This window comes from Streptococcus sanguinis (genome assembly GCF_001078705.1).
In the GTDB taxonomy this organism is placed as follows: Bacteria; Bacillota; Bacilli; order Lactobacillales; family Streptococcaceae; genus Streptococcus; species Streptococcus sanguinis_D.
In genome coordinates this window covers 66,507-88,499 of sequence record NZ_CDMW01000001.1, presented here as the reverse complement: position 1 = coordinate 88,499, position 21,993 = coordinate 66,507, and the positions used below count along the sequence as shown (strand labels likewise).

The 21,993-nt window shown below is 43.8% G+C and carries 13 protein-coding genes; 4 read left to right on the top strand and 9 right to left on the bottom strand.

Annotated features, from left to right (window positions below; all coding sequences use genetic code 11):
• Positions 1-8: 8 nt before the first annotated feature.
• From SSV_RS00585 to pbp1b, 7 genes are all read right to left on the bottom strand, one after another.
• On the bottom strand, positions 9-1,319 hold the full coding sequence (locus tag SSV_RS00585; RefSeq protein WP_004189100.1) for a glycosyltransferase family 2 protein: 1,311 nt from the start codon (positions 1,317-1,319) through the stop codon (positions 9-11).
• Positions 1,312-1,455, bottom strand: coding sequence for a hypothetical protein (locus SSV_RS00580; RefSeq protein ID WP_002928913.1), 144 nt, complete (start codon positions 1,453-1,455; stop codon positions 1,312-1,314). The genes SSV_RS00585 and SSV_RS00580 overlap by 8 nt, the downstream gene beginning before the upstream one ends.
• An 11-nt stretch (positions 1,456-1,466) precedes the next feature.
• Positions 1,467-2,255: a hypothetical protein gene (locus tag SSV_RS00575; RefSeq protein ID WP_072073261.1), complete on the bottom strand. Its 789-nt coding sequence runs from the start codon at positions 2,253-2,255 to the stop codon at positions 1,467-1,469.
• Positions 2,248-3,405: a non-hydrolyzing UDP-N-acetylglucosamine 2-epimerase gene (wecB, locus tag SSV_RS00570; RefSeq protein ID WP_072073260.1), complete on the bottom strand. Its 1,158-nt coding sequence runs from the start codon at positions 3,403-3,405 to the stop codon at positions 2,248-2,250. Before wecB ends, SSV_RS00575 begins: the two co-directional genes overlap by 8 nt.
• Before the next feature lie 763 nt (positions 3,406-4,168).
• Complete coding sequence (rpoC, locus tag SSV_RS00565; protein ID WP_072073259.1) at positions 4,169-7,816, bottom strand: DNA-directed RNA polymerase subunit beta'; 3,648 nt, start codon at positions 7,814-7,816, stop codon at positions 4,169-4,171.
• Positions 7,817-7,856: 40 nt separating this feature from the next.
• Complete coding sequence (gene rpoB / locus SSV_RS00560; protein ID WP_072073258.1) at positions 7,857-11,423, bottom strand: DNA-directed RNA polymerase subunit beta; 3,567 nt, start codon at positions 11,421-11,423, stop codon at positions 7,857-7,859.
• Positions 11,424-11,816: 393 nt separating this feature from the next.
• Positions 11,817-14,231, bottom strand: a complete 2,415-nt coding sequence (gene pbp1b, locus SSV_RS00555; protein WP_072073257.1) for a penicillin-binding protein PBP1B — start codon at positions 14,229-14,231, stop codon at positions 11,817-11,819.
• A gap of 154 nt (positions 14,232-14,385) precedes the next feature.
• Here pbp1b and tyrS point away from each other — a divergent pair, with 154 nt between their 5' ends.
• Positions 14,386-15,642, top strand: a complete 1,257-nt coding sequence (gene tyrS, locus SSV_RS00550) for a tyrosine--tRNA ligase (protein WP_141640150.1) — start codon at positions 14,386-14,388, stop codon at positions 15,640-15,642.
• Positions 15,643-15,734: 92 nt separating this feature from the next.
• Positions 15,735-16,583 (top strand): putative RNA methyltransferase, encoded by an 849-nt coding sequence (locus SSV_RS00545; protein WP_072073255.1) that lies wholly within the window; start codon positions 15,735-15,737, stop codon positions 16,581-16,583.
• Between the two features lie 83 nt (positions 16,584-16,666).
• Here SSV_RS00545 and SSV_RS00540 read toward each other — a convergent pair whose 3' ends face one another.
• Positions 16,667-17,797 carry an ABC transporter ATP-binding protein gene (locus SSV_RS00540; RefSeq protein WP_072073254.1) on the bottom strand — a complete coding sequence of 377 codons (1,131 nt, stop codon included), beginning with the start codon at positions 17,795-17,797 and terminating at the stop codon, positions 16,667-16,669.
• Positions 17,798-17,974: 177 nt separating this feature from the next.
• Positions 17,975-20,197: an SIALI-17 repeat-containing surface protein gene (locus tag SSV_RS00535; RefSeq protein ID WP_072073253.1), complete on the bottom strand. Its 2,223-nt coding sequence runs from the start codon at positions 20,195-20,197 to the stop codon at positions 17,975-17,977.
• A 360-nt stretch (positions 20,198-20,557) separates the two neighbouring features.
• Here SSV_RS00535 and SSV_RS00530 point away from each other — a divergent pair, with 360 nt between their 5' ends.
• Together SSV_RS00530 and SSV_RS00525 are read left to right on the top strand one after the other, a co-directional pair.
• Positions 20,558-21,160, top strand: a complete 603-nt coding sequence (locus SSV_RS00530) for a TetR/AcrR family transcriptional regulator (RefSeq protein WP_072073252.1) — start codon at positions 20,558-20,560, stop codon at positions 21,158-21,160.
• 205 nt (positions 21,161-21,365) lie between these two features.
• Positions 21,366-21,938 (top strand): TetR/AcrR family transcriptional regulator, encoded by a 573-nt coding sequence (locus SSV_RS00525; protein ID WP_072073251.1) that lies wholly within the window; start codon positions 21,366-21,368, stop codon positions 21,936-21,938.
• Positions 21,939-21,993: the final 55 nt, after the last annotated feature.

Here is a 21,993-nt window from a genome sequence, read left to right as displayed (position 1 = left end):
ACTTTCTCCTAACCTGCAAATCGTTTTGTTTTAACCCACTTGGTTTCTTTCCGCTTCAAAATCTTGTCCAAGATAACAGATCCTACTGCATCTAAAGAAACAACGATAAAGAGCTGAGAGTAAGTCAAATAGGACACAAGAGCCAGCCAAATCTGTTTGGTGGTCGCCTGTCCAAACTGAGAAGCCAGGGCGATATTGATCTGCAAAAGATAAAGCAAAATCATCAGAAGCCAGTTAAAGAGCATCAGCTGGACGATATAGATATTCTGAGCATCAAAAGCGAAAGGAATCCGCACATCCGGTATAAAGAGCTGGGTAATCATTGCCGCTACATTGGCAAAGAAAACCAAGTCAGATAAGACAATCGCCAAATTAAACCAGAAGAAGATACAAGAATAATTAAATACTTCCAGTTTCACACGCCAGTTACCGCCGCTAAAAAGATGCTTGAAGTTGTCAATAACCACCTCGTAATTCCCCTTAGCCCAGCGCTTACGCTGCAAGTAGTAGGACTTGAGGGTCTCAGGTTCTTGCTGGAAAGCCTCAGAGTTATAAGCCAAAGCAATCAGTTTGCCGCTCTGCATAATCTTAAAGGAAATTTCCGTATCCTCTGTCAAGGCACCATTTTTCCAACCACCAATACTCTTAACAAACTCAGTGTTAATCAAGAAGTTTGTACCTGGAATCCGTCCAATCTTGAAGAGATGCCACATACCTACGTGATAAACACGCTGAGTTACAACGATTTCTTGGTTGATACAACGGGTCAGGAAGTTCTGGTTGGCATTACGGGTCTTATTGCGTCCAAAGGAAGCAACGTGGCGTTCTGGATCTTCTAAGACTTTCTTGACTAGGAAGTAAAGGGCATTCTTTTCTGGCATAGCATCCGCATCGTAGACACAGATATATTCACCCTTGGCCATCTTCAGGGCATCATTCAGCACCCCTGCCTTACCTCCCGTACCTGTACGGTCTGTAATTATAACATTGCGTCCAGCATACTCAGGCATCGCCTGTACTTTCAGCATTTCCTGATAGGTATCGTCCGAGCAGTTGTCCGCAAAGAGCAGAACTTCCACTCGGTCATGAGGATAATCCAAGTCCAGAATGGCCTTAGTCGTCTGAGCGATAACCACATCTTCATTGTGGGCAGGAACAACGACTGTAACCATAGGATAATGCTCCAAGGGACTGGTATCCACATTGAAGTCACTGCGCTTCATCCAGAAATGCACGGAAGAGCATAGAATAACCAAAGCCCAAGCCAGAGACATCCAGATGGAGAACAGGGTGATAATCATAATAAGCTGACTAATCATGACGAGTCACCGCCCTAAAATTTTTATTAACCCGATTGTAAATAACCAGATAATAGATGAAGAGGACAAAAAAACTAATAGCAAAAAAGATACTTAGCACCATAGATACGATAAAAAATACTTCAGTTAAAGACATGAGTTTACCTCCTAATATTCTACAATAATGTCGGTTTCAAGCTGACGCTCCAGATTGCTCAAAGCGTCGTCAAAATTATGGAATTTATCAATGTTTTGAGCATTCAGTTTTAAGCTGCCAGACTGAAACTGAATTTCTTGGTCAGTTTTCTTATTTTCAAAGCGCATTGTCGTCAAATCGGCACGCACTTTCTCTTGGAAATATTCCTTGACTTCCTGATCCAGATCTTCTACCAGAACGAGAAAGTTACCATTGGATACATAGTAAACCGTTTCTACATTCTGGAAGTCCCAGTTGAGAAGTCGTAAAATTCTCTTGAGCATCCGCTTGTACTCCCGAGAGTGAATTTGATAAAAATGATGATTGTGCGCCCAATGCACTAGCAAGGCCTGAAAGGCTGGAGCTTCTTCCAGATGCACTTTCTTAACTAGCTCATCATAGGCCTCAGCAGCATCTTCACTGTCATCCTGCACTAATCCCAAGCGCTGATGGAGATAGAAATTCACTCGGCTGGTCAGCCAAGCGCTGACAGGGAAGACGTAAAGCAAGAAGAAAACTTGATTATCCGGCAGATAAGTTACATCAAAGAGCAAGACCAGGGTTGCAATAACTACACCTAAAATCATAGCCCATGTCACCAAGAGATCGGATAGGACAAAGACACTAAAAATACCTAATAAAATCAGCGCGATTCCGATATAAAATATGTTAGCTGCAAAATTCCAACTGTAGAAAAGAATTAGTCCAATTGCCAGTACAAAGACTGCTAATGATTTTTCTAGTCCTTTTTTCCTAAACATTCTTTACTCCTGTCTTAAATTCTTCCGGCCTAGCCGTCTGCTTAAAATAGTGAGCTATTGCTTGAGCAATCCGCTCAGAAGCCTTACCGTCACCATACGGATTGCTGGCTTGGGCCATTTCCTGATAGAGTGACTCATCTGTCAGCAGGGCTTCCATTGCCTCTGCTACTGCTTGAGTTTCTGTACCGACCAGCTTCAAGGTACCGGCTTCAACTCCTTCTGGTCTCTCTGTTGTATCACGAAGTACCAGTACAGGCTTACCTAAGGAAGGTGCTTCCTCTTGTACTCCGCCTGAGTCTGACATGATAAAGTAGCTTTTAGCTGCGATATTATGGAAATCCAACACATCCAAAGGCTCAATCAGATGAATTTTCTCATTGTCACTCAGAATTTCTCTAGCCGCTTCCTGAACCGCTGGGCTCAGGTGAACAGGATAGACAATCTCTACATCATCATGGGCATCTACAATCTGCCGTAAAGTTCGAAAGACCCTTCTCATCGGCTCTCCTTGATTTTCCCGGCGATGCATAGTCACCAAAATCATCTTGCGAGCTGAATCAATACGGTCAAGCACTTCGTGCTGGTAATCATCTTGGACGGTCAGCTTGAGAGCGTCGATAGCTGTATTTCCTGTGACAAAAACCGTTTCTGCTGGATGGTTTTCCTTGAGCAAGTTAGCCTTACTCTGATCTGTTGGCGCAAAATACAAGTCCGTTAAAGAGTCAGTCATCTGACGATTCATCTCTTCTGGGAAAGGAGAGTATTTGTTCCAAGTCCGCAAACCAGCTTCCACGTGGCCGATACGAACTTGATTATAAAACGCTGCGAGACTAGCTGCAAAAGTCGTTGTCGTATCACCGTGCACCAGCATAATGTCTGGCTTGTTTTCCTTTAAGATATCATCCAGCTTATGCAGGATCTTGACAGTAATATCTGTCAGGGTTTGATTATTCCCCATAATGTCCAAATCATAATCAGGCTCAATCTTAAAAGTTTCAAGCACCTGATCCAACATCTGACGATGCTGAGCAGTCACAACCGTTGTTGTTTCAAACAAGTCTGCCTGCTTCTTCAGTTCAATAACCAGCGGAGCCATCTTAATTGCTTCTGGACGAGTTCCAAAAACAACCATTACCTTAATTTTCTTCATTTTTCCTCACCAAAAATCAACATTGTTATATTAACTTTTTACTAAAAAATGTTTGTTTTAAGCAACCTTATTTATTTTACCATCAAGCGTTTCAATAATCAAAGCATGAACTATTATTTTATACTTTCTTAATAGTAATTTACATGTTGGTAACTTATTTAAGATTATTTTAATTTTCTTAACTTAACTGTAACTTAAAATTACTGAAATTTTTTGGTTTTCTCAAAAAAATAAATAAAAAGGAAAGAATTTATAGGCTTAAAGCCCTGATTTATGCAGAATTTTGTGTTTTTTACCTATATTTTTTAATCTTTATCCATTGTAATAAAATATTATTCTATTTGTAATCTAATTGTTTTCTACTCTTTATATTTCAAAATCCTCCCTTCATGAATGAGCTAGCTAGATAAACGCCAGCTACTGTTCTCCACAATCTTCGACTACTACCATTAAAACCAACCTCCTCTTTTTAAAAATTTCAAACCTGCTTCTCCTACTATTTTAGGAATTTTAAAATAGTATAACCTAGCGCTATCATACCACCAGAAACCATTGATCTTTCTGATTAAAAATAGATGTGACAAATCGTATCTAAAAAAGCTGAAACACGAAATCTTGCGTGATTCTTCTATAATAGTTTAGTCATAAAGGGGAGCTTAAAATGCACTACTCCTGATTATATTATAGGATAATATCTATTGACGAGCAAGGAATTATCGGCTGCAAGAAAAAATCCCTCCCGAAAATCGGGAGGGAAAGTTCTTTATTTAAGAACAATATTTTCTTCAGTTTCAAATCCATCTGGCAGTTCTGTCACTTCGTCGATAATTTCAACTTCATTGACAGCCTGAGGTTCCAGATTGCGGTAGCGGGCCATACCAGTACCAGCTGGGATAATCTTACCGATGATAACATTTTCTTTGAGTCCGAGCAGATGGTCTTTCTTACCACGGATAGCAGCATCTGTCAGGACACGAGTTGTTTCCTGGAAGGAAGCTGCAGACAGGAAGCTATTTGTCTCAAGGGAAGCCTTGGTGATTCCCATGAGGACTGGACGAGCTGTCGCAGGCACTCCGCCTGAGATAACCACATCACGGTTAGCATCTGTGAAGTCTGTAATATCCATGAGAGTTCCCATGAGAAGATCTGTATCTCCTGGATCCATGACGCGCACCTTGCGAATCATCTGGCGAACCATTACCTCAATGTGTTTGTCGCCGATTTCTACCCCTTGGCTGCGGTAAACTTTTTGTACTTCAGCAAGTAGGTAAGTTTCAACAGACAAGACATCACGGACAGCCAGCAAGTGCTTCGGCTGGATAGAACCTTCAGTCAAGGCAGCACCGCGAGAGACTTGGTCGCCCACTTCAACCTTCATGCGAGCTGTAAATGGTACCACATATTCACCTTCGCCAGTTGCACCTGTAACAAAGACCTTCTTGGTACGAGTAGATGCATCTTCTTCGATGGCAGTAACTTCACCCTTGACTTCAGTGATGACCGCTTCCCCTTTCGGATTGCGGGCTTCAAAGATTTCTTGGACACGAGGAAGACCTTGTGTGATATCGGTATTGGAGGCAACACCACCCGTGTGGAAGGTACGCATGGTCAGCTGTGTACCAGGCTCCCCGATAGACTGGGCAGCGATGGTTCCGACCGCTTCACCGACTTCAACCGCATCGCCAGTCGCCAAGTTGATACCGTAACAATGACGGCAGACACCGTGACGGGTGTTACATGTAAAGACAGAGCGAATCGTCACTTCTTCAACACCAGCATTAACAATCTCGCGCGCCTTATCTTCTGTGATCAATTCATTTGGACCAATAATGACAGCACCAGTTTCTGGATGTTTAACCGTCTTCTTAGTGTAACGACCATTTAGGCGCTCTTCCAGAGACTCGATCATTTCCTTGCCTTCTGTGATAGAAGTGATGAGCAAGCCGCGGTCTGTACCACAGTCATCTTCACGGATAATCACATCTTGGGCAACGTCAACCAGACGACGAGTCAGGTAACCCGAGTCGGCTGTCTTAAGGGCCGTATCGGTCATACCCTTACGAGCACCGTGGGTAGAGAAGAACATTTCCAGAACGGACAGACCTTCACGGAAGTTAGACAAGATTGGCAATTCCATGATACGTCCATTTGGCGCAGCCATCAGACCACGCATACCGGCCAACTGGGAGAAGTTAGAGATGTTACCCCGGGCTCCAGAGTCCATCATCATAACGATAGGGTTCTTCGGATCCTGGTTGGCAACCAGACGTTTTTCCAATTTCTCACGAGCTGCCCGCCACTCAGTAGTCACTGCATTGTAGCGTTCGTCATCAGTAATCATACCGCGACGGAATTGTTTAGTAATTTGTTCAACGCGCTTGTGGGATTCTTCAATAATCTCAGCCTTGTCTTCGACAACTGGGATATCAGCGATACCCACTGTCAGACCAGCCAAAGTAGAATGGTGATAACCCAAGTTCTTCAAGCGGTCAAGAAGAGCAGATGTTTCTGTTGTACGGAATCGTTTAAAGATTTCCGCGATGATATTCCCCAGATTTTTCTTCTTAAACGGAACATTGATCTCAAGCTGTTCAATGACTTCCTTGATGTCTTGTCCTGGCTCCAAGAAGTACTTAGCTGGCACACCTTCTGTCAAGTTAGCATTAGTCGGCTCTTGCAGATAAGGCAATTCCTCTGGCATAATCGCGTTAAAGAGGATTTTACCAACAGTTGTGATCAAAATCTTATGCTTCTGGTCTTCTGTCCAAGGCTTGTTGAGACTGTCTGTTGCAATACCAACACGAGTATGCAAGTGAACATAGCCGTTGCGGAGGGCCATGACAGCCTCATCCATATCCTTGAAAATCATACCTTCGCCTTCGCGGCCAGCCTCTTCCATGGTCAGGTAGTAGTTCCCCAAGACCATATCCTGAGACGGTGTCACAACTGGCTTACCGTCTTTGGGATTCAAGATGTGCTCAGCAGCCAGCATGAGGATACGAGCTTCAGCTTGCGCTTCCTCTGACAATGGTACGTGGATAGCCATTTGGTCCCCGTCAAAGTCGGCATTGTAGGCTTCACAGACAAGCGGATGCAAACGCAAAGCTTTACCGTCAATCAGAACTGGCTCAAAGGCCTGAATTCCCAGACGGTGAAGGGTCGGTGCGCGATTAAGAAGCACTGGATGTTCCTTAATCACTTCTTCCAGAATATCCCAGATGCGTTCATCTCCACGCTCTACCAAGCGTTTGGCAGCTTTTACGTTCTGCACGATGTCACGAGCAACGATTTCCCGCATGACAAATGGCTTGAAAAGCTCAATCGCCATTTCACGCGGCACCCCACATTGGTACATTTTCAATGTAGGACCAACGGCGATAACGGAACGACCTGAGAAGTCAACCCGTTTACCCAGCAAGTTTTGACGGAAACGACCTTGTTTCCCTTTAAGCATGTGGCTCAGAGACTTAAGCGGGCGGCTACCTGGTCCTGTGATAGGACGACCACGGCGACCATTGTCAATCAAAGCATCAACCGCTTCCTGCAGCATCCGCTTTTCATTTTGAACGATAATGCCAGGTGCGTTGAGTTCCAGCAAGCGAGCCAAACGGTTGTTTCGGTTAATAACCCGACGATAGAGATCGTTGAGGTCAGAAGCCGCAAAACGACCACCATCCAGCTGAACCATTGGGCGCAGATCCGGTGGAATAACCGGCAGGATATTGAGGACCATCCATTCTGGCTTGTTGCCAGATTTATAGAAGGCATCCAAAACATCCAAGCGACGAACAGCCTTGATCCGTTTTTGACCGGAAGCAGTTTTCAATTCTTCTTTAAGGACAGCAATCTCAGCTTCCAAGTCCACTTGTTTCAAGAGGTCTTGAATAGCTTCTGCTCCCATTTTGGCTACAAATGAGCCTGCACCGTACTCGCGCAAACGTTCACGGTACTCACGCTCCGTCATGATTGACTTGTGCTCTAGCGGTGTATCCTTAGGATCAATCACCACATAAGCCGCAAAATAAATGACTTCTTCCAGGGCACGTGGGCTCATATCCAAAGTGAGCCCCATGCGGCTTGGAATTCCTTTAAAGTACCAAATATGTGAAACAGGAGCCTTCAATTCGATGTGGCCCATACGCTCACGACGAACCTTAGCACGAGTTACTTCAACACCACAGCGGTCACAGACGATTCCTTTGTAACGAATCCGTTTGTACTTACCACAGGCACATTCCCAGTCCTTTGTTGGACCGAAGATCACTTCGTCAAAAAGACCTTCGCGTTCTGGTTTCAGGGTTCGGTAATTGATTGTTTCAGGTTTCTTCACTTCCCCATAAGACCATGAACGGACCTTATTTGGAGAAGCTAGGGTGATTTGCATACTTTTAAAACGATTTACATCAACCACTATTTCTTACCTTTCTTCATTTTCTAATCAGTGTGTATTCTTATTCTTTTCCTTCAGCCTCAAAAGCTGCTTTCGCTTCTTGAGCTGCTTTTTCACGCGCTTTTTCAAGATCATCAACGTGAATCACATCATCATCTTCACCTTCGTCTAGGTCACGCAGTTCTACTTCATTGTCATCTTCATCGAGAACGCGCATGTCCAGACCAAGAGATTGCAATTCTTTGACAAGAACGCGGAAGGATTCTGGCACACCTGGTTTTGGAATTGGTTTTCCTTTAGTAATAGCTTCGTAAGCCTTCAAACGTCCGTTGACATCATCTGACTTGTAAGTCAGGATTTCTTGCAGAACGTTAGAAGCACCGTAAGCTTCCAAGGCCCAAACTTCCATCTCACCAAAACGTTGTCCACCAAACTGAGCTTTACCTCCGAGCGGCTGTTGGGTAACCATTGAGTAAGGACCTACTGAGCGGGCATGGAGTTTATCATCTACCATGTGGTGGAGCTTGATCATGTACATGACACCGACAGATACACGGTTGTCAAACGGCTCACCGGTACGTCCGTCATAGAGAATAGTCTTGGCATCGCTGTCCATACCAGCTTCGCGGACAGTATCCCAGAGATCTTCTGAGCTTGCTCCATCAAAGACTGGTGTTGCAATATGGATGCCCAAGTTACGCGCTGCCATACCAAGGTGGAGCTCCATAACCTGACCAATGTTCATACGAGATGGCACCCCGAGTGGGTTCAACATGATATCAACTGGTGTTCCGTCTGGCAAGTAAGGCATGTCTTCCACAGGAACGATACGGGATACAACCCCCTTGTTTCCGTGACGACCAGCCATCTTATCTCCGACCTTAATCTTACGTTTTTGAGCGATATAGACACGAACCAGCATATTAACGCCAGATTGCAGCTCATCACCATTAGCACGGGTAAAGATCTTCACGTCACGAACCACTCCATCGGCACCGTGTGGCACACGCAGAGAAGTGTCACGAACTTCACGAGACTTGTCTCCGAAGATAGCGTGCAAGAGACGTTCTTCAGCAGAAAGGTCTTTTTCACCCTTAGGAGTTACTTTACCTACAAGAATATCGCCTTCTTTAACTTCCGCTCCGATGCGGATAATACCCATTTCATCCAGATTGCGAAGGGCATCTTCCCCTACGTTTGGAATTTCGCGGGTAATCTCTTCAGGGCCAAGCTTAGTGTCGCGAGTTTCTGATTCGTATTCTTCCAAGTGAACAGAGGTGTAGACATCGTCTTTCACCAGACGCTCACTCATGATAACCGCATCCTCGAAGTTGTAACCTTCCCATGTCATGTAGGCAACGATTGGGTTTTGTCCCAAGGCCATTTCTCCCTTTTCCATAGAAGGTCCGTCAGCGATAAAGTCACCTTTTTCAACGACATCGCCAACTTTCACCAAGGTACGTTGGTTATAAGCAGTTCCTGAATTAGAACGGCGGAATTTTTGAATTTGGTAAACATCAAGAGAACCATCTTCGCGGCGGACTTCAACCTTGTCTGCATCCGCATAGGCAACCTTACCATCATGCTGGGCAATAACCGCTGCACCAGAGTCGTGGGCAGCTTGGTATTCCATACCAGTACCGACATAAGGCGCTTTTGGATCAATCAAAGGCACAGCCTGACGCTGCATGTTGGCACCCATGAGGGCACGGTTGGAGTCGTCATTTTCCAAGAAAGGAATACATGCTGTCGCCACGGCAACTACCTGCTTAGGCGATACATCCATGTAGTCTACTTGGTCTGATGGAAATTCTTGGTTATTACCTTGGTGGCGTCCCATAACGATAGGCTCAGCAAAGCCGCCTTTTTCATTCAGCTTAGAGTTGGCCTGCGCTACGATAAATTCATCTTCCTCATCAGCTGTCAGCCAAACGATTTCGTTGGTTACCACGCCAGCTTCACGGTCTACCTTACGGTAAGGCGTTTGAATAAATCCGTATTTGTTAAGGTGTCCATAAGAAGACAAGTTATTAATCAAACCGATGTTTGGTCCTTCAGGCGTTTCAATCGGACACATACGGCCATAGTGAGTATAGTGCACGTCCCGCACTTCATAACCAGCACGGTCACGTGTCAAACCACCAGGTCCTAAGGCAGAAAGACGACGCTTGTGAGAGAGTTCAGACAGCGGATTGTGTTGGTCCATGAACTGTGACAACTGTGAAGAACCAAAGAATTCTTTAATGGCTGCAGTTACTGGACGGATGTTGATGATTTGCTGCGGAGTCAGTACTTCATTATCCTGAACAGACATCCGTTCACGAACATTACGCTCCATCCGAGAAAGTCCGAGGCGGACTTGGTTGGCCAAAAGCTCACCAACTGCACGAATACGACGGTTCCCCAAGTGGTCAATATCATCCACACGACCAATTCCTTCAGCCAAGTTGAGGAAGTAGCTCATCTCAGCCAAGATATCAGCTGGTGTCACAATCCGTACCTTGTCAGAAGGATTTGCGTTACCAATGATGGTCACAACGCGGTCTGGATCAGTTGGTGCCACAACCTTGAACTTCTGCAATTCTACAGGGTCTGTCAAAACAGCTGAGTCGTTTGGAATATAAGTGATTTTATTCAAACCATTGTCCAGCTGCTCTGCAATGCTGTCAATCACACTACGGGTCATAACTGTACCAGCTTCAACCAAGATTTCTCCTGTTTCAGCATCTACCAATGGCTCTGCAATGGTTTGGTTCAGCAAGCGTGTCTTGACGCTGAGTTTCTTATTAATCTTGTACCGACCAACTGCTGCCAAGTCATAACGATGCGGATCAAAGAAACGCGCATCAAGGAGAGAGCGAGAGCTTTCAGCCGTCTTAGGCTCGCCTGGACGAAGACGCTCATAGATTTCTTTCAGAGCTTCATCTGTACGGGAGTCCATTGGGTTCTTGTGGATATCTTTTTCGATGGTGTTGCGCACCAAGTCGCTGTCACCAAAGATGTCCAAGATCTCATCATCACCTGAGAAACCAAGCGCACGCACCAAAGTGGTAAATGGAATCTTCCGTGTCCGGTCAATACGAGTGTAGGCAATGTCTTTTGAGTCTGTTTCCAACTCTAACCAAGCTCCGCGGTTAGGAATAACCGTTGAACCGTAGCCGACTTTCCCATTTTTGTCAACTTTATCGTTAAAGTAAACCCCTGGAGAACGAACCAACTGGGATACGATAATCCGCTCACCACCATTGATGATGAAGGTTCCCATTTCAGTCATGATTGGGAAATCACCAAAGAAGACTTCCTGAGTCTTGATTTCACCAGTTTCCTTGTTAATCAGACGGAAAGTCACAAAGATTGGCGCTGAATAGCTGGCATCGTGGATACGTGCTTCTTCCAGCGTATATTTAGGCTCACGGATTTCATAGCCGACAAATTCCAATTCCATGGTGTCGGTAAAGTTTGAAATAGGAAGTACATCTTCAAAGACTTCCTTCAGACCATGATCCAAGAAATCTTGGAACGAATCCGTTTGGATTTCAATCAAATTTGGTAAATCAAGAACTTCCTTAATTCTTGAAAAACTACGACGGGTACGGTGTTTACCGTATCGAACTTCATGTCCTGCCAAGTTTTTACTCCTTTATGATAAGATACTAAGCCCTTGATAAAGCGAGAAGAAACCTATCTTTTTCTCAACGCTTTGAGGGCGAGTTCTGTGAAATGTTTTCAGAGGAAAATCCTCTGTCATTTACAATGCTGCAAAACAGCTACAATCAGTCCCTTTTGTATAATTTTCAGAAAAATTAAATTATGGTTACACAATCCGTTTTTCCTAAAAATAGGCACAAAAAGAGCAGCTAAATCTGACTTATTCAAGTTTGATTTAACTGCTGTAAGCTTCTATTTGGACAATATTTCAAATAAAGCACACGACAAATTATTGTTATCATTATACCTTATTTAGCTAGAAATTGCAAGGATTTCATCCGCTTTCTGAAAAGTTAAAACTGTTCTTGATGCGCTAGTTCCCCTGCCGGTTATTGTTGGAATTGGAGCTGGAATTAGAATTAGAGGTAGAACCGCCCAGAATAGCTGACCAAGCCTTCTGATAATCCGCATCTGATGCCCCGATACCAAAGCGGTAGGTCGTGGTCGGAGCACCGTTTTTAGCCCAATAGCTAGGCACTGTCGGACCACTGAGATTAACAGAACGGCCATTTACCGTTACTGTACCTGGCTTTTCCCCTGTGGACTTGAGTACATCAGACTTAATCACACTCGGATCAAGAGTGAACTTATCACCAACACCCCAGGCATTTGGATCTGCTTGATAGATGGCATCTGCCATATAGGCCATGTAGGAGGCGTTATTATTATAACCAGTCAACGCCGCCATAGAGCTATTATCATCATGACCAATCCAGCCTCCCAAAGTCATCTTAGGAGTAGAAAGCATCAGCCACATATCGCCGTTGCTGTTGGTCGTTCCGGTCTTACCAATCCAGTCAGCTCCAGCCAAGGTTCCGTTGACCTGACTGATTCTAGATTTATAGGTCGTAGTAGCTCCAGAATTGATAACTCCCCTCATGAGCTCCTGCATAATCGTAGCCGCTGCTGGGCTATAAATCTGAACAGGATTGGCCTTATGCTGGTAAATCACCTTGCCATCTCGGTCTGTGATTTTTTCAACCATGTATTTTTTCTGGTAGGTTCCATTATTAGCCAAGGTTTGGAAACCATTGGTGTGCTGAGCTACAGATACTTCGATTCCGCCGCCCATTGGGAGACTCTCAATGCTGTAGTCATCGATGTAATAGCCCATTTTTTCCATATAGCCACGGACATTGACACCTTTTTCGCGTAATCCGCGGTAAGTCCAATAAGCCGGAATATTCCAAGAAGTATTAAGCGCTTCTTGCAGATCCATCATGGCTGTACCACGGCTGTCCACGTGCATAATCGGGTCGCCGCTTGAAAAGTTAGTCGGATAGTTAGAAAGAACGCTGGCGCTGCCCATCAAGCCTTGGTCAATAGCAATCCCATAAGCCAGAATCGGCTTAATAGTTGAACCCGGTGACCGTTCCGTATCAAAGGCGTGATTGTTCTGATTGGAAGCATAATCTCTGCCTCCGACAAAGCCAATCACAGCACCAGTTTTATTATCCAAGAGGACATTTCCCACTTCAACTGCACCAGTTCCGTCATCCAAGACGCCCCCATAGTTGGCTACTGCATTTTGCATAGCGGTGTGGATGTTCTTGTTAATCGTGGTGGTGACAGTATAGCCGCCATCACTCAGTTCTTTAGCAGCCAATTCTTTGTATGCCTTGACAGTGTCATTGTTTTTCAGCTCTTGCTGAGAAACATTGTCCCGCTGAATCAAGTACTCGTACATGGTCTGCTGAGCTTCTTCGACCGCTGTGTAGTAAAGGTAGCCATGCGAAGATTTTTCTGAACTTTCAGAAGGCTTGAAATCCTTGGTCAAGTCGTAGTCCTTGTATTCTTTATACTCTTTCTCGCTTAGACGGCCCGTCCGATACATATTATAGAGCACATCCTTGGCACGTTCCAAGCCCAGAGCCATATCTCCTGCACTCTTGAGACTACCATCTGCTGCATAAGGCGAATAAACAATCGGACTCTGTGGCAAGCCGGCAATAAAAGCAGACTGGGGCACAGTCAAATCCTTAGCAGAAACACCAAAAATCCCTTGAGCAGCTTCTTCCACACCAGCGATATTCTGCCCCTTATTGTTGCGCCCGAAAGGCGAAACGTTCAAGTAAGTCGTCAAAATATCATCCTTGGACATGTAGCGCTCCAAAGCTAGAGCATCAACAATCTCCGCTGCTTTCCTCTTGAAAGTCGGTGCATCGCCCACCACCTGCTGTTTGATCAATTGCTGGGTAATGGTTGACCCACCGCTAGACGAGCCAACTCCAACAACTGACCCGAGCGTAGCCCGAAGCACAGCCTTGGGCACCACTCCGTTATGCGTTTCAAAGTTCTCATCCTCTGTAGCGATAACGGCTTTTTTTACATTTTCAGAGATGGCGTCACTCTTAACTGGGATGCGGAGCAAATCATTGTCAACATCTGAAATCAAACTGCCATCAGCATAGGTAAGCTTAGAAATACCAGAGATATTATTCACCTGCTTGACCAACTCTTCCTGCTTGGGCACTTCCACCTTACTGAAAAGACTAGCTGCATAGCCTATCCCAATCCCAGCACCGATTACGGCACCGAAGAAGATAAACACAAAAGCCATATTCATCAGAAGTTTAAAAGTCCGCAAGAAAACAGCAAAAACATCACCGATAGACCAGCCATTATTGCCACTACCAATCTTCTTGCTCCATTCTGGAAGATGTATTTTTTTGATAAACTGCTGGGCTTTTCCCCAGAACTCTTTTAATTTTTCTATTAATTGTTCCAAGTTCGATTCTCCTTGTTATCCTCCCATTATACCAAATATCTATGATTTATTTCAAGGAAACATTGCTATTTAAAAGCTTTATGATACAATAGAGTAACATAAATTTAAAATATAGATAAGCCAATTTCTTGGCTTTTAGAATAGGAGAGACATGATGCACATTTTTGATGAGCTAAAAGAACGTGGCTTGGTATTCCAAACTACTGATGAAGCAGCTTTACGCAAGGCCTTAGAAGAAGGACAAGTCTCTTATTATAGTGGATACGATCCGACCGCTGACAGCCTGCACCTTGGCCACTTGGTAGCCATTCTGACCAGCCGTCGCTTGCAACTAGCCGGACACAAACCCTACGCTCTGGTCGGAGGAGCAACTGGATTGATTGGCGATCCATCCTTTAGGGATGCAGAGCGCAGCCTCCAAACCAAGGAAACCGTGGAAGGATGGGTGAAATCTATCCAAAATCAGCTTTCTCGCTTTCTGGACTTTGAAAAGGACGATAATAAGGCCGAAATGGTCAATAACTATGACTGGTTCAGCAGCATCAGCTTTATCGATTTTCTGCGCGATGTCGGCAAATATTTCACTGTCAACTACATGATGAGTAAAGATTCCGTCAAGAGCCGGATTGAGACAGGGATTTCCTATACAGAATTCGCCTACCAGATCATGCAAGGATATGACTTCTATATTCTCAATCAAAATCATGGTGTAACCCTTCAAATCGGTGGTTCTGACCAGTGGGGCAATATGACAGCGGGTACAGAGCTACTGCGCCGCAAGGCTGACAAGACTGGCCATGTGATAACCGTTCCGCTCATTACCGACGCTACTGGCAAAAAATTTGGTAAGTCAGAAGGTAATGCTGTCTGGCTCAATCCTGATAAGACTTCTCCTTATGAAATGTACCAATTCTGGATGAATGTCATGGACGCAGACGCTATCCGCTTCCTGAAAATCTTTACCTTCCTATCCTTGGATGAGATCGAAGAGATTCGCCAGCAGTTTGAAGCAGCACCACACGAACGCTTGGCTCAGAAAGTCCTAGCTCGCGAAGTGGTCAGCCTGGTTCACGGTCAAGAAGCTTATCAGGAAGCCCTCAATATCACTGAGCAGCTCTTTGCTGGAAATATCAAAAATTTGTCCGTCAAGGAACTCAAACAAGGTTTGCGCGGTGTGCCTAACTATCAGGTCCAGGCAGAAGACAACCTCAATATTGTAGAACTGCTTGTGACAGCCGGCGTGGTAAACTCAAAACGTCAAGCCCGCGAGGATGTCCAAAACGGTGCTATCTACCTCAATGGCGAGCGCATCCAAGATTTAGATTATGTCCTTAGCGCCTCAGATAAACTGGAAGACGAGCTGACAGTTATCCGCCGCGGTAAGAAGAAATACTTTGTCCTGACCTACTAAAGATACAAATCCGATTACCTGAATCGGATTTTTCTATGTCTTACCAATAAGAAGTCATCCAGTTTTATAAAAACAATAGAAAGAGAGAGCCTATGAAACCAAAACTCGCCCGATTTGCCCAAGCTCCGGCTCTGGCCTGCCCACTCTGCCAGCAAAGCTTGGCTATGGAAGAAAACAGCCTCAAGTGCGCCAATCGCCATTCCTACGACATTGCTAAATTCGGTTATGTCAATCTAGCTCCCCAGGCCAAACAAGCTAAAGACTATGACAAAACGAGCTTTCAAAATAGGCAAGTCATCTTGGAAGCCGGCTTTTATCAGCATATCCTAGACGAGTTACTGGATCTGCTGCAACCCCTGCCTAAAGAGCAGACCATTCTAGACGTCGCATGCGGAGAGGGATATTATGCTCGAAAAATTCAGGAAGAATTTCCCAACAAAGAAATTTATGCTTTTGATTTATCCAAAGATTCTATCCAGTTAGCTGCCAAAAGCGATCAGAACCTAGCTGTAAAATGGTTCGTCGGGGATTTGGCACACTTACCCGTTCAGGATCAAAGCATGGATGTCTTGCTGGACATCTTCTCACCAGCCAACTATCATGAATTTCAGCGAGTATTAAAAAAAGAAGGACTTATCATTAAAGTCATTCCTACAGAAAATCATCTGAAAGAAATTCGTCAAAAAGTTGCTCAACATCTGGACAAGAAAGATTATTCTAATCAAGATATCATCCAGCACTTCCAGAAGCACTTTATGATTCTATCTAGAAAAACCGTAGAATCCACACATGCCCTGCATTCTGAGGAGAAAACTGCCCTGCTGCAGATGACTCCTTTACTCTTTCATGTTGAAAAACATCTAATCAATTGGGAGCAGCTTACACATGCCACCATTTCAGCCGAGATTCTTATCGGAAAACTAAAACAAGCAAAAATCTGAGCACCATTCAGTAAAAAATGAAGTTATAGTAGCCATTTTAAAAACGCAGACAGGATTGTCTGCGTTATTTATTTATCTACTGATTAATAGACCGTCTTCTCTGTCTCTGGATCAAAGAAGTGCGCTTTATTGAGGTCAAAACCTAGGTCAATACCCGCACCAGTTTCTAGGTGATCTCGTGAATCCACACGCGCTACAAACTCACTAGAACCCACTTGGCAGTAGAGATGAGACTCTGCTCCCAGCAATTCTGAAACAGAAATCTTAGCATGCACAACTGAATTCGGGAAAGTTTCCAAGAAAGCAGCTTCCGCATTGATATCTTCCGGACGAATACCGAAGATCAGCTCCTTGCCCTCGTAACCTTTCTCCCGAAGAACCTTGAGTGCTCCTTCTGGCACAGTCAAGCGCAGACCTTCTGCTACAATCTCATTCCCTTCAAGCTTAACTGGGATGAAGTTCATAGCTGGGCTGCCAATGAAGCCGGCAACAAACTTATTAACTGGGTTGTTATAGACTTCCTGCGGTGTACCAATCTGCTCCACTCGCCCAATCGTTCCAGTTCCAGCAGGATTCTTGGTCGCTGACATGATAACAATCCGGTCAGCCAGAGTCATAGCTTCAGTCTGGTCGTGCGTTACGTAGATAGTTGTTGCTCCGATACGACGGTGAATTTTAGCGATTTCAGCACGCATAGAAACACGCAGCTTAGCATCCAAGTTAGACAGAGGCTCATCCATAAGGAAAACCTTTGCATCCCGAACGATAGCGCGTCCCATTGCTACCCGCTGACGCTGACCACCAGACAAGTCGGCTGGCTTACGCTGCAAGAATTCCTTCAAGCCCAGGATTTCTGCTGCTTCATTGACCCGTTTTTCAATATCTTCCTTGCTGTACTTGCGCAGCTTGAGACCAAAGGCCATGTTGTCGTAGACAGTCATGTGCGGATAAAGGGCATAGTTCTGGAAGACCATAGCGATGTCGCGGTCTTTTGGTGCCACATCATTGACCACCGTACCATCAATAGAGGCAGTTCCTTCTGTGATGTCCTCAAGACCCGCAATCATACGTAGAGTAGTTGATTTCCCGCAACCAGACGGACCGACAAAGACGATAAATTCCTTGTCCTTAATATCAAGATTGAAGTCTTCCACTGAGTAGTGGTCGCTGTTGGGATATTTTTTATAGATATTTTTCAGATTTAATTCGACCATAATAAGCCCCTTCTTTTGAATAAAAATATTTTATTTTAAGCTCTCGTTTGCAAAGCGCTTTCACATTGTCCATTATATCGTTTTTTCTTGACTTTTTCAAGCACTTTTAGTAAAACGTTTGCATAATTTTTAAAAATTTTCTCCATCAAAAAAGAGGCCAAGTGGCCTCTTTAAAACTTATTCTTCTTTTTTTCTACTACGGAATGACAATCCAGCTGCGCCTAAAGCACTGATAGCTCCTGCAACTATGAGAAGAGCATTAGAAGCTTGACCCGTATGCGGCAAGACTGACACACCACTCTTACTTTCCTTGTTTTTAGGCTTAACTATCTGAGGGATAGTAGCTGATGAAGGCTGCGCTTGTACTGATTTGGAACCATCAATTGTTGACAAAATACTGGTCGTCACTTGGTAAGCTGGTAAAGCTTCCGCCACAGCCGCGTCAGCGGCATTGACACCACCGGTAAATTCTGGGAGAGCCGACATTTGAGGAGCGCTGTCTGGATGCGCACTCCTGAATGATGGCTGAACGCCAGCATCATAGATTCTATTTTCTGTCATAGTCGGTTCAGAATCATTGACGCCGCCAGTAAATTCAGGCCGTGTTGCTGTTGGTGCTTCTGAATCACTAACATTTCCACTGAATTCTGGTTGTGCAGACGACTGCGGAGCTGTATCTGGATGAGTTCCAACTTCATGGCTAGATAAATCATATTCCGACGCCGTCGCCGTTTCTGGCTCAGAGTCGCTAACTCCTCCACTAAATTCTTGCCTAGCTTCCTGTGGTGAATCACTTGGAATAGAAGAAGTCATCTCAGCTTTGGCAGCATTCTTGACAATTGCTTCTAGATTTTCAAGAGCTTTTGTCTGCTCAGCAGCGATCTGTTCCTGCAGTTTCTCTGCTTTTTCTGCACTGTCTACACTATCATCTAGCTGTGCAATCGCATCTGTCACCGTCTTTAATACTGCTCGAATCTTTTCTTTAGCTTGCTTTTTATCGAGTTCTGAAAGTGTTTGGTGATGTTCAATCGCTTCAATCTGTTTGTCGACTTCTTCTTCAAGCTCATCTAAAACCAAATCTTTGCCAACTGGATGAATCGTGCCCAAGCTAGCAATTCCAGCTTCTTCAATTCTCTCTAGTTCCTCTTCAGTATCAGCCTTTTCAAGCGCCGTTTTTGCTTCTGCTAGAGTTGCTTCTGCTTCAGCTTTAGCTGTAGCCTGTTCTGCCTCTGACAGATTCGGGTTGCTCCGTAAGTCTGCTAGCTTATCAGACAGAGCAAGATCTAGTTTCAGTCCAGTTGTAACTTTCAGCAAACCTTGCTTCTCTGCCGCTACCTGTTCTTGAATTTTTTCAGCATCATCAGGACTTTCAACCCAAGCATTATGAGCTGCAATTGCTTTTTGAGCTATGGCTGCTGCATCTTCAATTTTCTTTTTAGCTGCAGTTTTTTCCTCAGCAGAAAGACTTTGACTCTTCTCAACAGCCTCGATAGTAGCTGTTTTTTCTTCCTGAATTTCTTTTAAGAACTGCTCTTTGCCAATAGGGTGAATCTTGGCTAAGCGGGCTATAGCTGTTTCTTTTGCCCGGTCATAGACTTCCTGAGAATCTGCTCCTTCAATAGCCTTCTTGGCTGCTTCAACCACCTGCTCTATCTCACCTCTAACTGCTTTCTTTTCTGCTTCTGAAAGATTAGGATTTGCTTCCAAGTCAGCTAACTTGGCAGCCAGAGTGAAATCTACGGTTGAACTTGCTATAAATTTGAAAAACTTATCTTCCTCGGTTACTGCTTGCTCTTGAATCACTTCCGCCTGCTCTGCTGTTGCTGCATTAACATCTAATTTCTGAATTGCATCTTCTGCTTCTGCAGCCTTCCTCCTTACAGACTCTTGGAAGCTTTTCTTTTGCTCCTCAGGCAGTAAATCGCTACTATCTACAAGTTTGTCAAACTTTGCTTTCCCATTTTGGATTTCATCTAGAAGTAAATCTTTGCCGACTGGATTGATAGAGTTGATGTCTGCCAATCCATCTTCTTTAGCTTGATCAATCCTTTCTTTATCCTCAGCTGCGGCAATTTCATTCTGAGCCTTTGCCGCTGTTTGATTGACTTCGTCCTTAGCTGCTGCAAGCTCCTCATCTGACAAATTCGGATTATTCCCAAGATCTGTCATTTTCTCAGCCAGAAATGTGCCTACTTCCTTGTTAGCAGCCTCCCTGACTGTTGTCAAATCCTGATTTACTGGCGATGCAGCGACTGGAGTCTCTACTGCATTTGCCACTGGCTGCTCCTCATCAGCCGCTACTAAACTGTGACCCAAAAACAGAGCACAAATAAGGACTGACCCAACACCTAAAACAGACTTCCGAATAGAATATCGCAAAACTTTTTCTGTTCTTTTCATCTTTTTTCTCCTCTGAACATATTTTATTATCCCGATCAGTAATCCTGAATAAAAAGTCCAGCCAAACCTCCCATAAATCTTTCAGATTAGGTAATCTTTAAACTACACTTTCTATTTGACTTCTGATAAGATCTCTTTTTTTATCATTTTAACATATTAACTTTTTAAAATAAAATGATTGCCGGCTTGATATATGTACAACTTTTAAAAGATTGTCTATTTTTAAATAGACAATCTGTCCATAAATAAAACTGAATTTTTTCCATTTAACAATGTGTAAACTTTTTTAGTAAAAATTCTGGGCTATTTTCTAGCTTATTTCAGGCAGAAAAAGTAAAATGGTATAGGAGGGATAAAATTATGGCTCTTAATACACGAGATAGGATTTTGGATGCATTTTTTGAATTAGCAGATAAACAGCCAGACAGGCTGCGTTTTACCTTTACAGAAATCGCTAAAGAAGCCGGTTTGTCAAGACAAGCCATTTACAAACGACACTTTAATAACACTACTGAAATTATCGAATACATTCGCCAAGATATGGTAAATCAAGCCTTTGCTCCCAACTGGAATAGCAACAATTCTGAAGCGGGCTTAGATCCTTTCGCCTTTTTGGCTCAAACGATTCTTCCCGCTATTTATGAGCAACGCCAACGCATTAAAATATTATATACTAGTTCTGTCGATCCTCTGTGGAGCGATTTTATTACTGCCAGTTACAAGGACTGGATCGAGCAGAATCTAAATCTTGATCACCAAAAATTAGGTATTCCTGAAGACCTGGCCAATCAACTGCTGGCCGGCTGGATTAGTTCTCTTATCGAGAATTGGATCACTCAGGATGACCCCGTTCCTTGCAAGCAGTTTTCTAAGACATTTCTCAACCTTGTATCTTCACCCCTAACCAGCTTTGCTGCCTATGATAGTCCAGCTGGTTCTTCAAACAAAATTGTTATCGCATAACCAACCAGAAGAAAAACAGAGAAATGACAGAACCGGTCCTTGTAAGGGAAGACTGGTTTTTTTATATTAAATTTTAAAAATAATTGGACATTTTCTCTATAAAGCGTTATCATTTTAGTTGACAAATGGTAAACTGTCTTGTTGGAGTCTGCTCTATTTTTTGGACATACCAGCAAGAACTTAATATAAAAGAAGGAAGGTACTTATGCCCCAAGATACTCGAGACAAAGTCGTCAATGCCTTAATTGAGCTGGCAGAGCAAAATCCTGAAAAGTCTTATTTTACTTTTTCAGAGATTGCTAAACAAGCCGGTCTATCGCGCCAGGCTATCTATAAAAAGCATTTTAGTAATGTTGAAGACATTATCCAATACATCCGTCAGACAATTATGACTCCGTTTTTGCCCCTGTATGAAAGCTACGAAGAAGGAAATGGAGAAAATCCATTCTGTTTCTTTGCCCAACATATGATCCCTACCCTCTATGAACATAGGAAATGGATGAGGGTGCTCTACACTACAGCTATCGATCCTTTCTGGAGTGACTATCTATCTACCTTCTTCACTCAGTGGGTCGTGCAAAATTTAGAAATTGACTCTAAGAAATTGGGAATTCCAAAAGAAATGGCTACGGAAATTGTTGTTAGATGGATTAACTCCCTCATTGAAATTTGGATTATCAAAGAAGATCCTATGCCTGCAGAGGATTTCGCCAAGCTCTTCCTAAATGTGATTTCAACTCCTATGGATCAGTTTATAACACCTCATAGTGAGTCCTAATTCAACTAAAAGCTATAAAACCTGCCTAATTTAGGCAGGCTTTTTTTGTCAGTAA

What these genes read in the sequence shown, in the direction of transcription:
- SSV_RS00535 (WP_072073253.1), bottom strand. Translation starts at nt 20,197, where the DNA reads ATGAAAAGAACAGAAAAAGTTTTGCGATATTCTATTCGGAAGTCTGTT.
- SSV_RS00580 (WP_002928913.1), bottom strand. Translation starts at nt 1,455, where the DNA reads ATGTCTTTAACTGAAGTATTTTTTATCGTATCTATGGTGCTAAGTATC.
- SSV_RS00525 (WP_072073251.1), top strand. Translation starts at nt 21,366, where the DNA reads ATGCCCCAAGATACTCGAGACAAAGTCGTCAATGCCTTAATTGAGCTG.
- SSV_RS00575 (WP_072073261.1), bottom strand. Translation starts at nt 2,255, where the DNA reads ATGTTTAGGAAAAAAGGACTAGAAAAATCATTAGCAGTCTTTGTACTG.
- SSV_RS00545 (WP_072073255.1), top strand. Translation starts at nt 15,735, where the DNA reads ATGAAACCAAAACTCGCCCGATTTGCCCAAGCTCCGGCTCTGGCCTGC.
- SSV_RS00530 (WP_072073252.1), top strand. Translation starts at nt 20,558, where the DNA reads ATGGCTCTTAATACACGAGATAGGATTTTGGATGCATTTTTTGAATTA.
- wecB (WP_072073260.1), bottom strand. Translation starts at nt 3,405, where the DNA reads ATGAAGAAAATTAAGGTAATGGTTGTTTTTGGAACTCGTCCAGAAGCA.
- tyrS (WP_141640150.1), top strand. Translation starts at nt 14,386, where the DNA reads ATGCACATTTTTGATGAGCTAAAAGAACGTGGCTTGGTATTCCAAACT.
- SSV_RS00540 (WP_072073254.1), bottom strand. Translation starts at nt 17,797, where the DNA reads ATGGTCGAATTAAATCTGAAAAATATCTATAAAAAATATCCCAACAGC.
- SSV_RS00585 (WP_004189100.1), bottom strand. Translation starts at nt 1,319, where the DNA reads ATGATTAGTCAGCTTATTATGATTATCACCCTGTTCTCCATCTGGATG.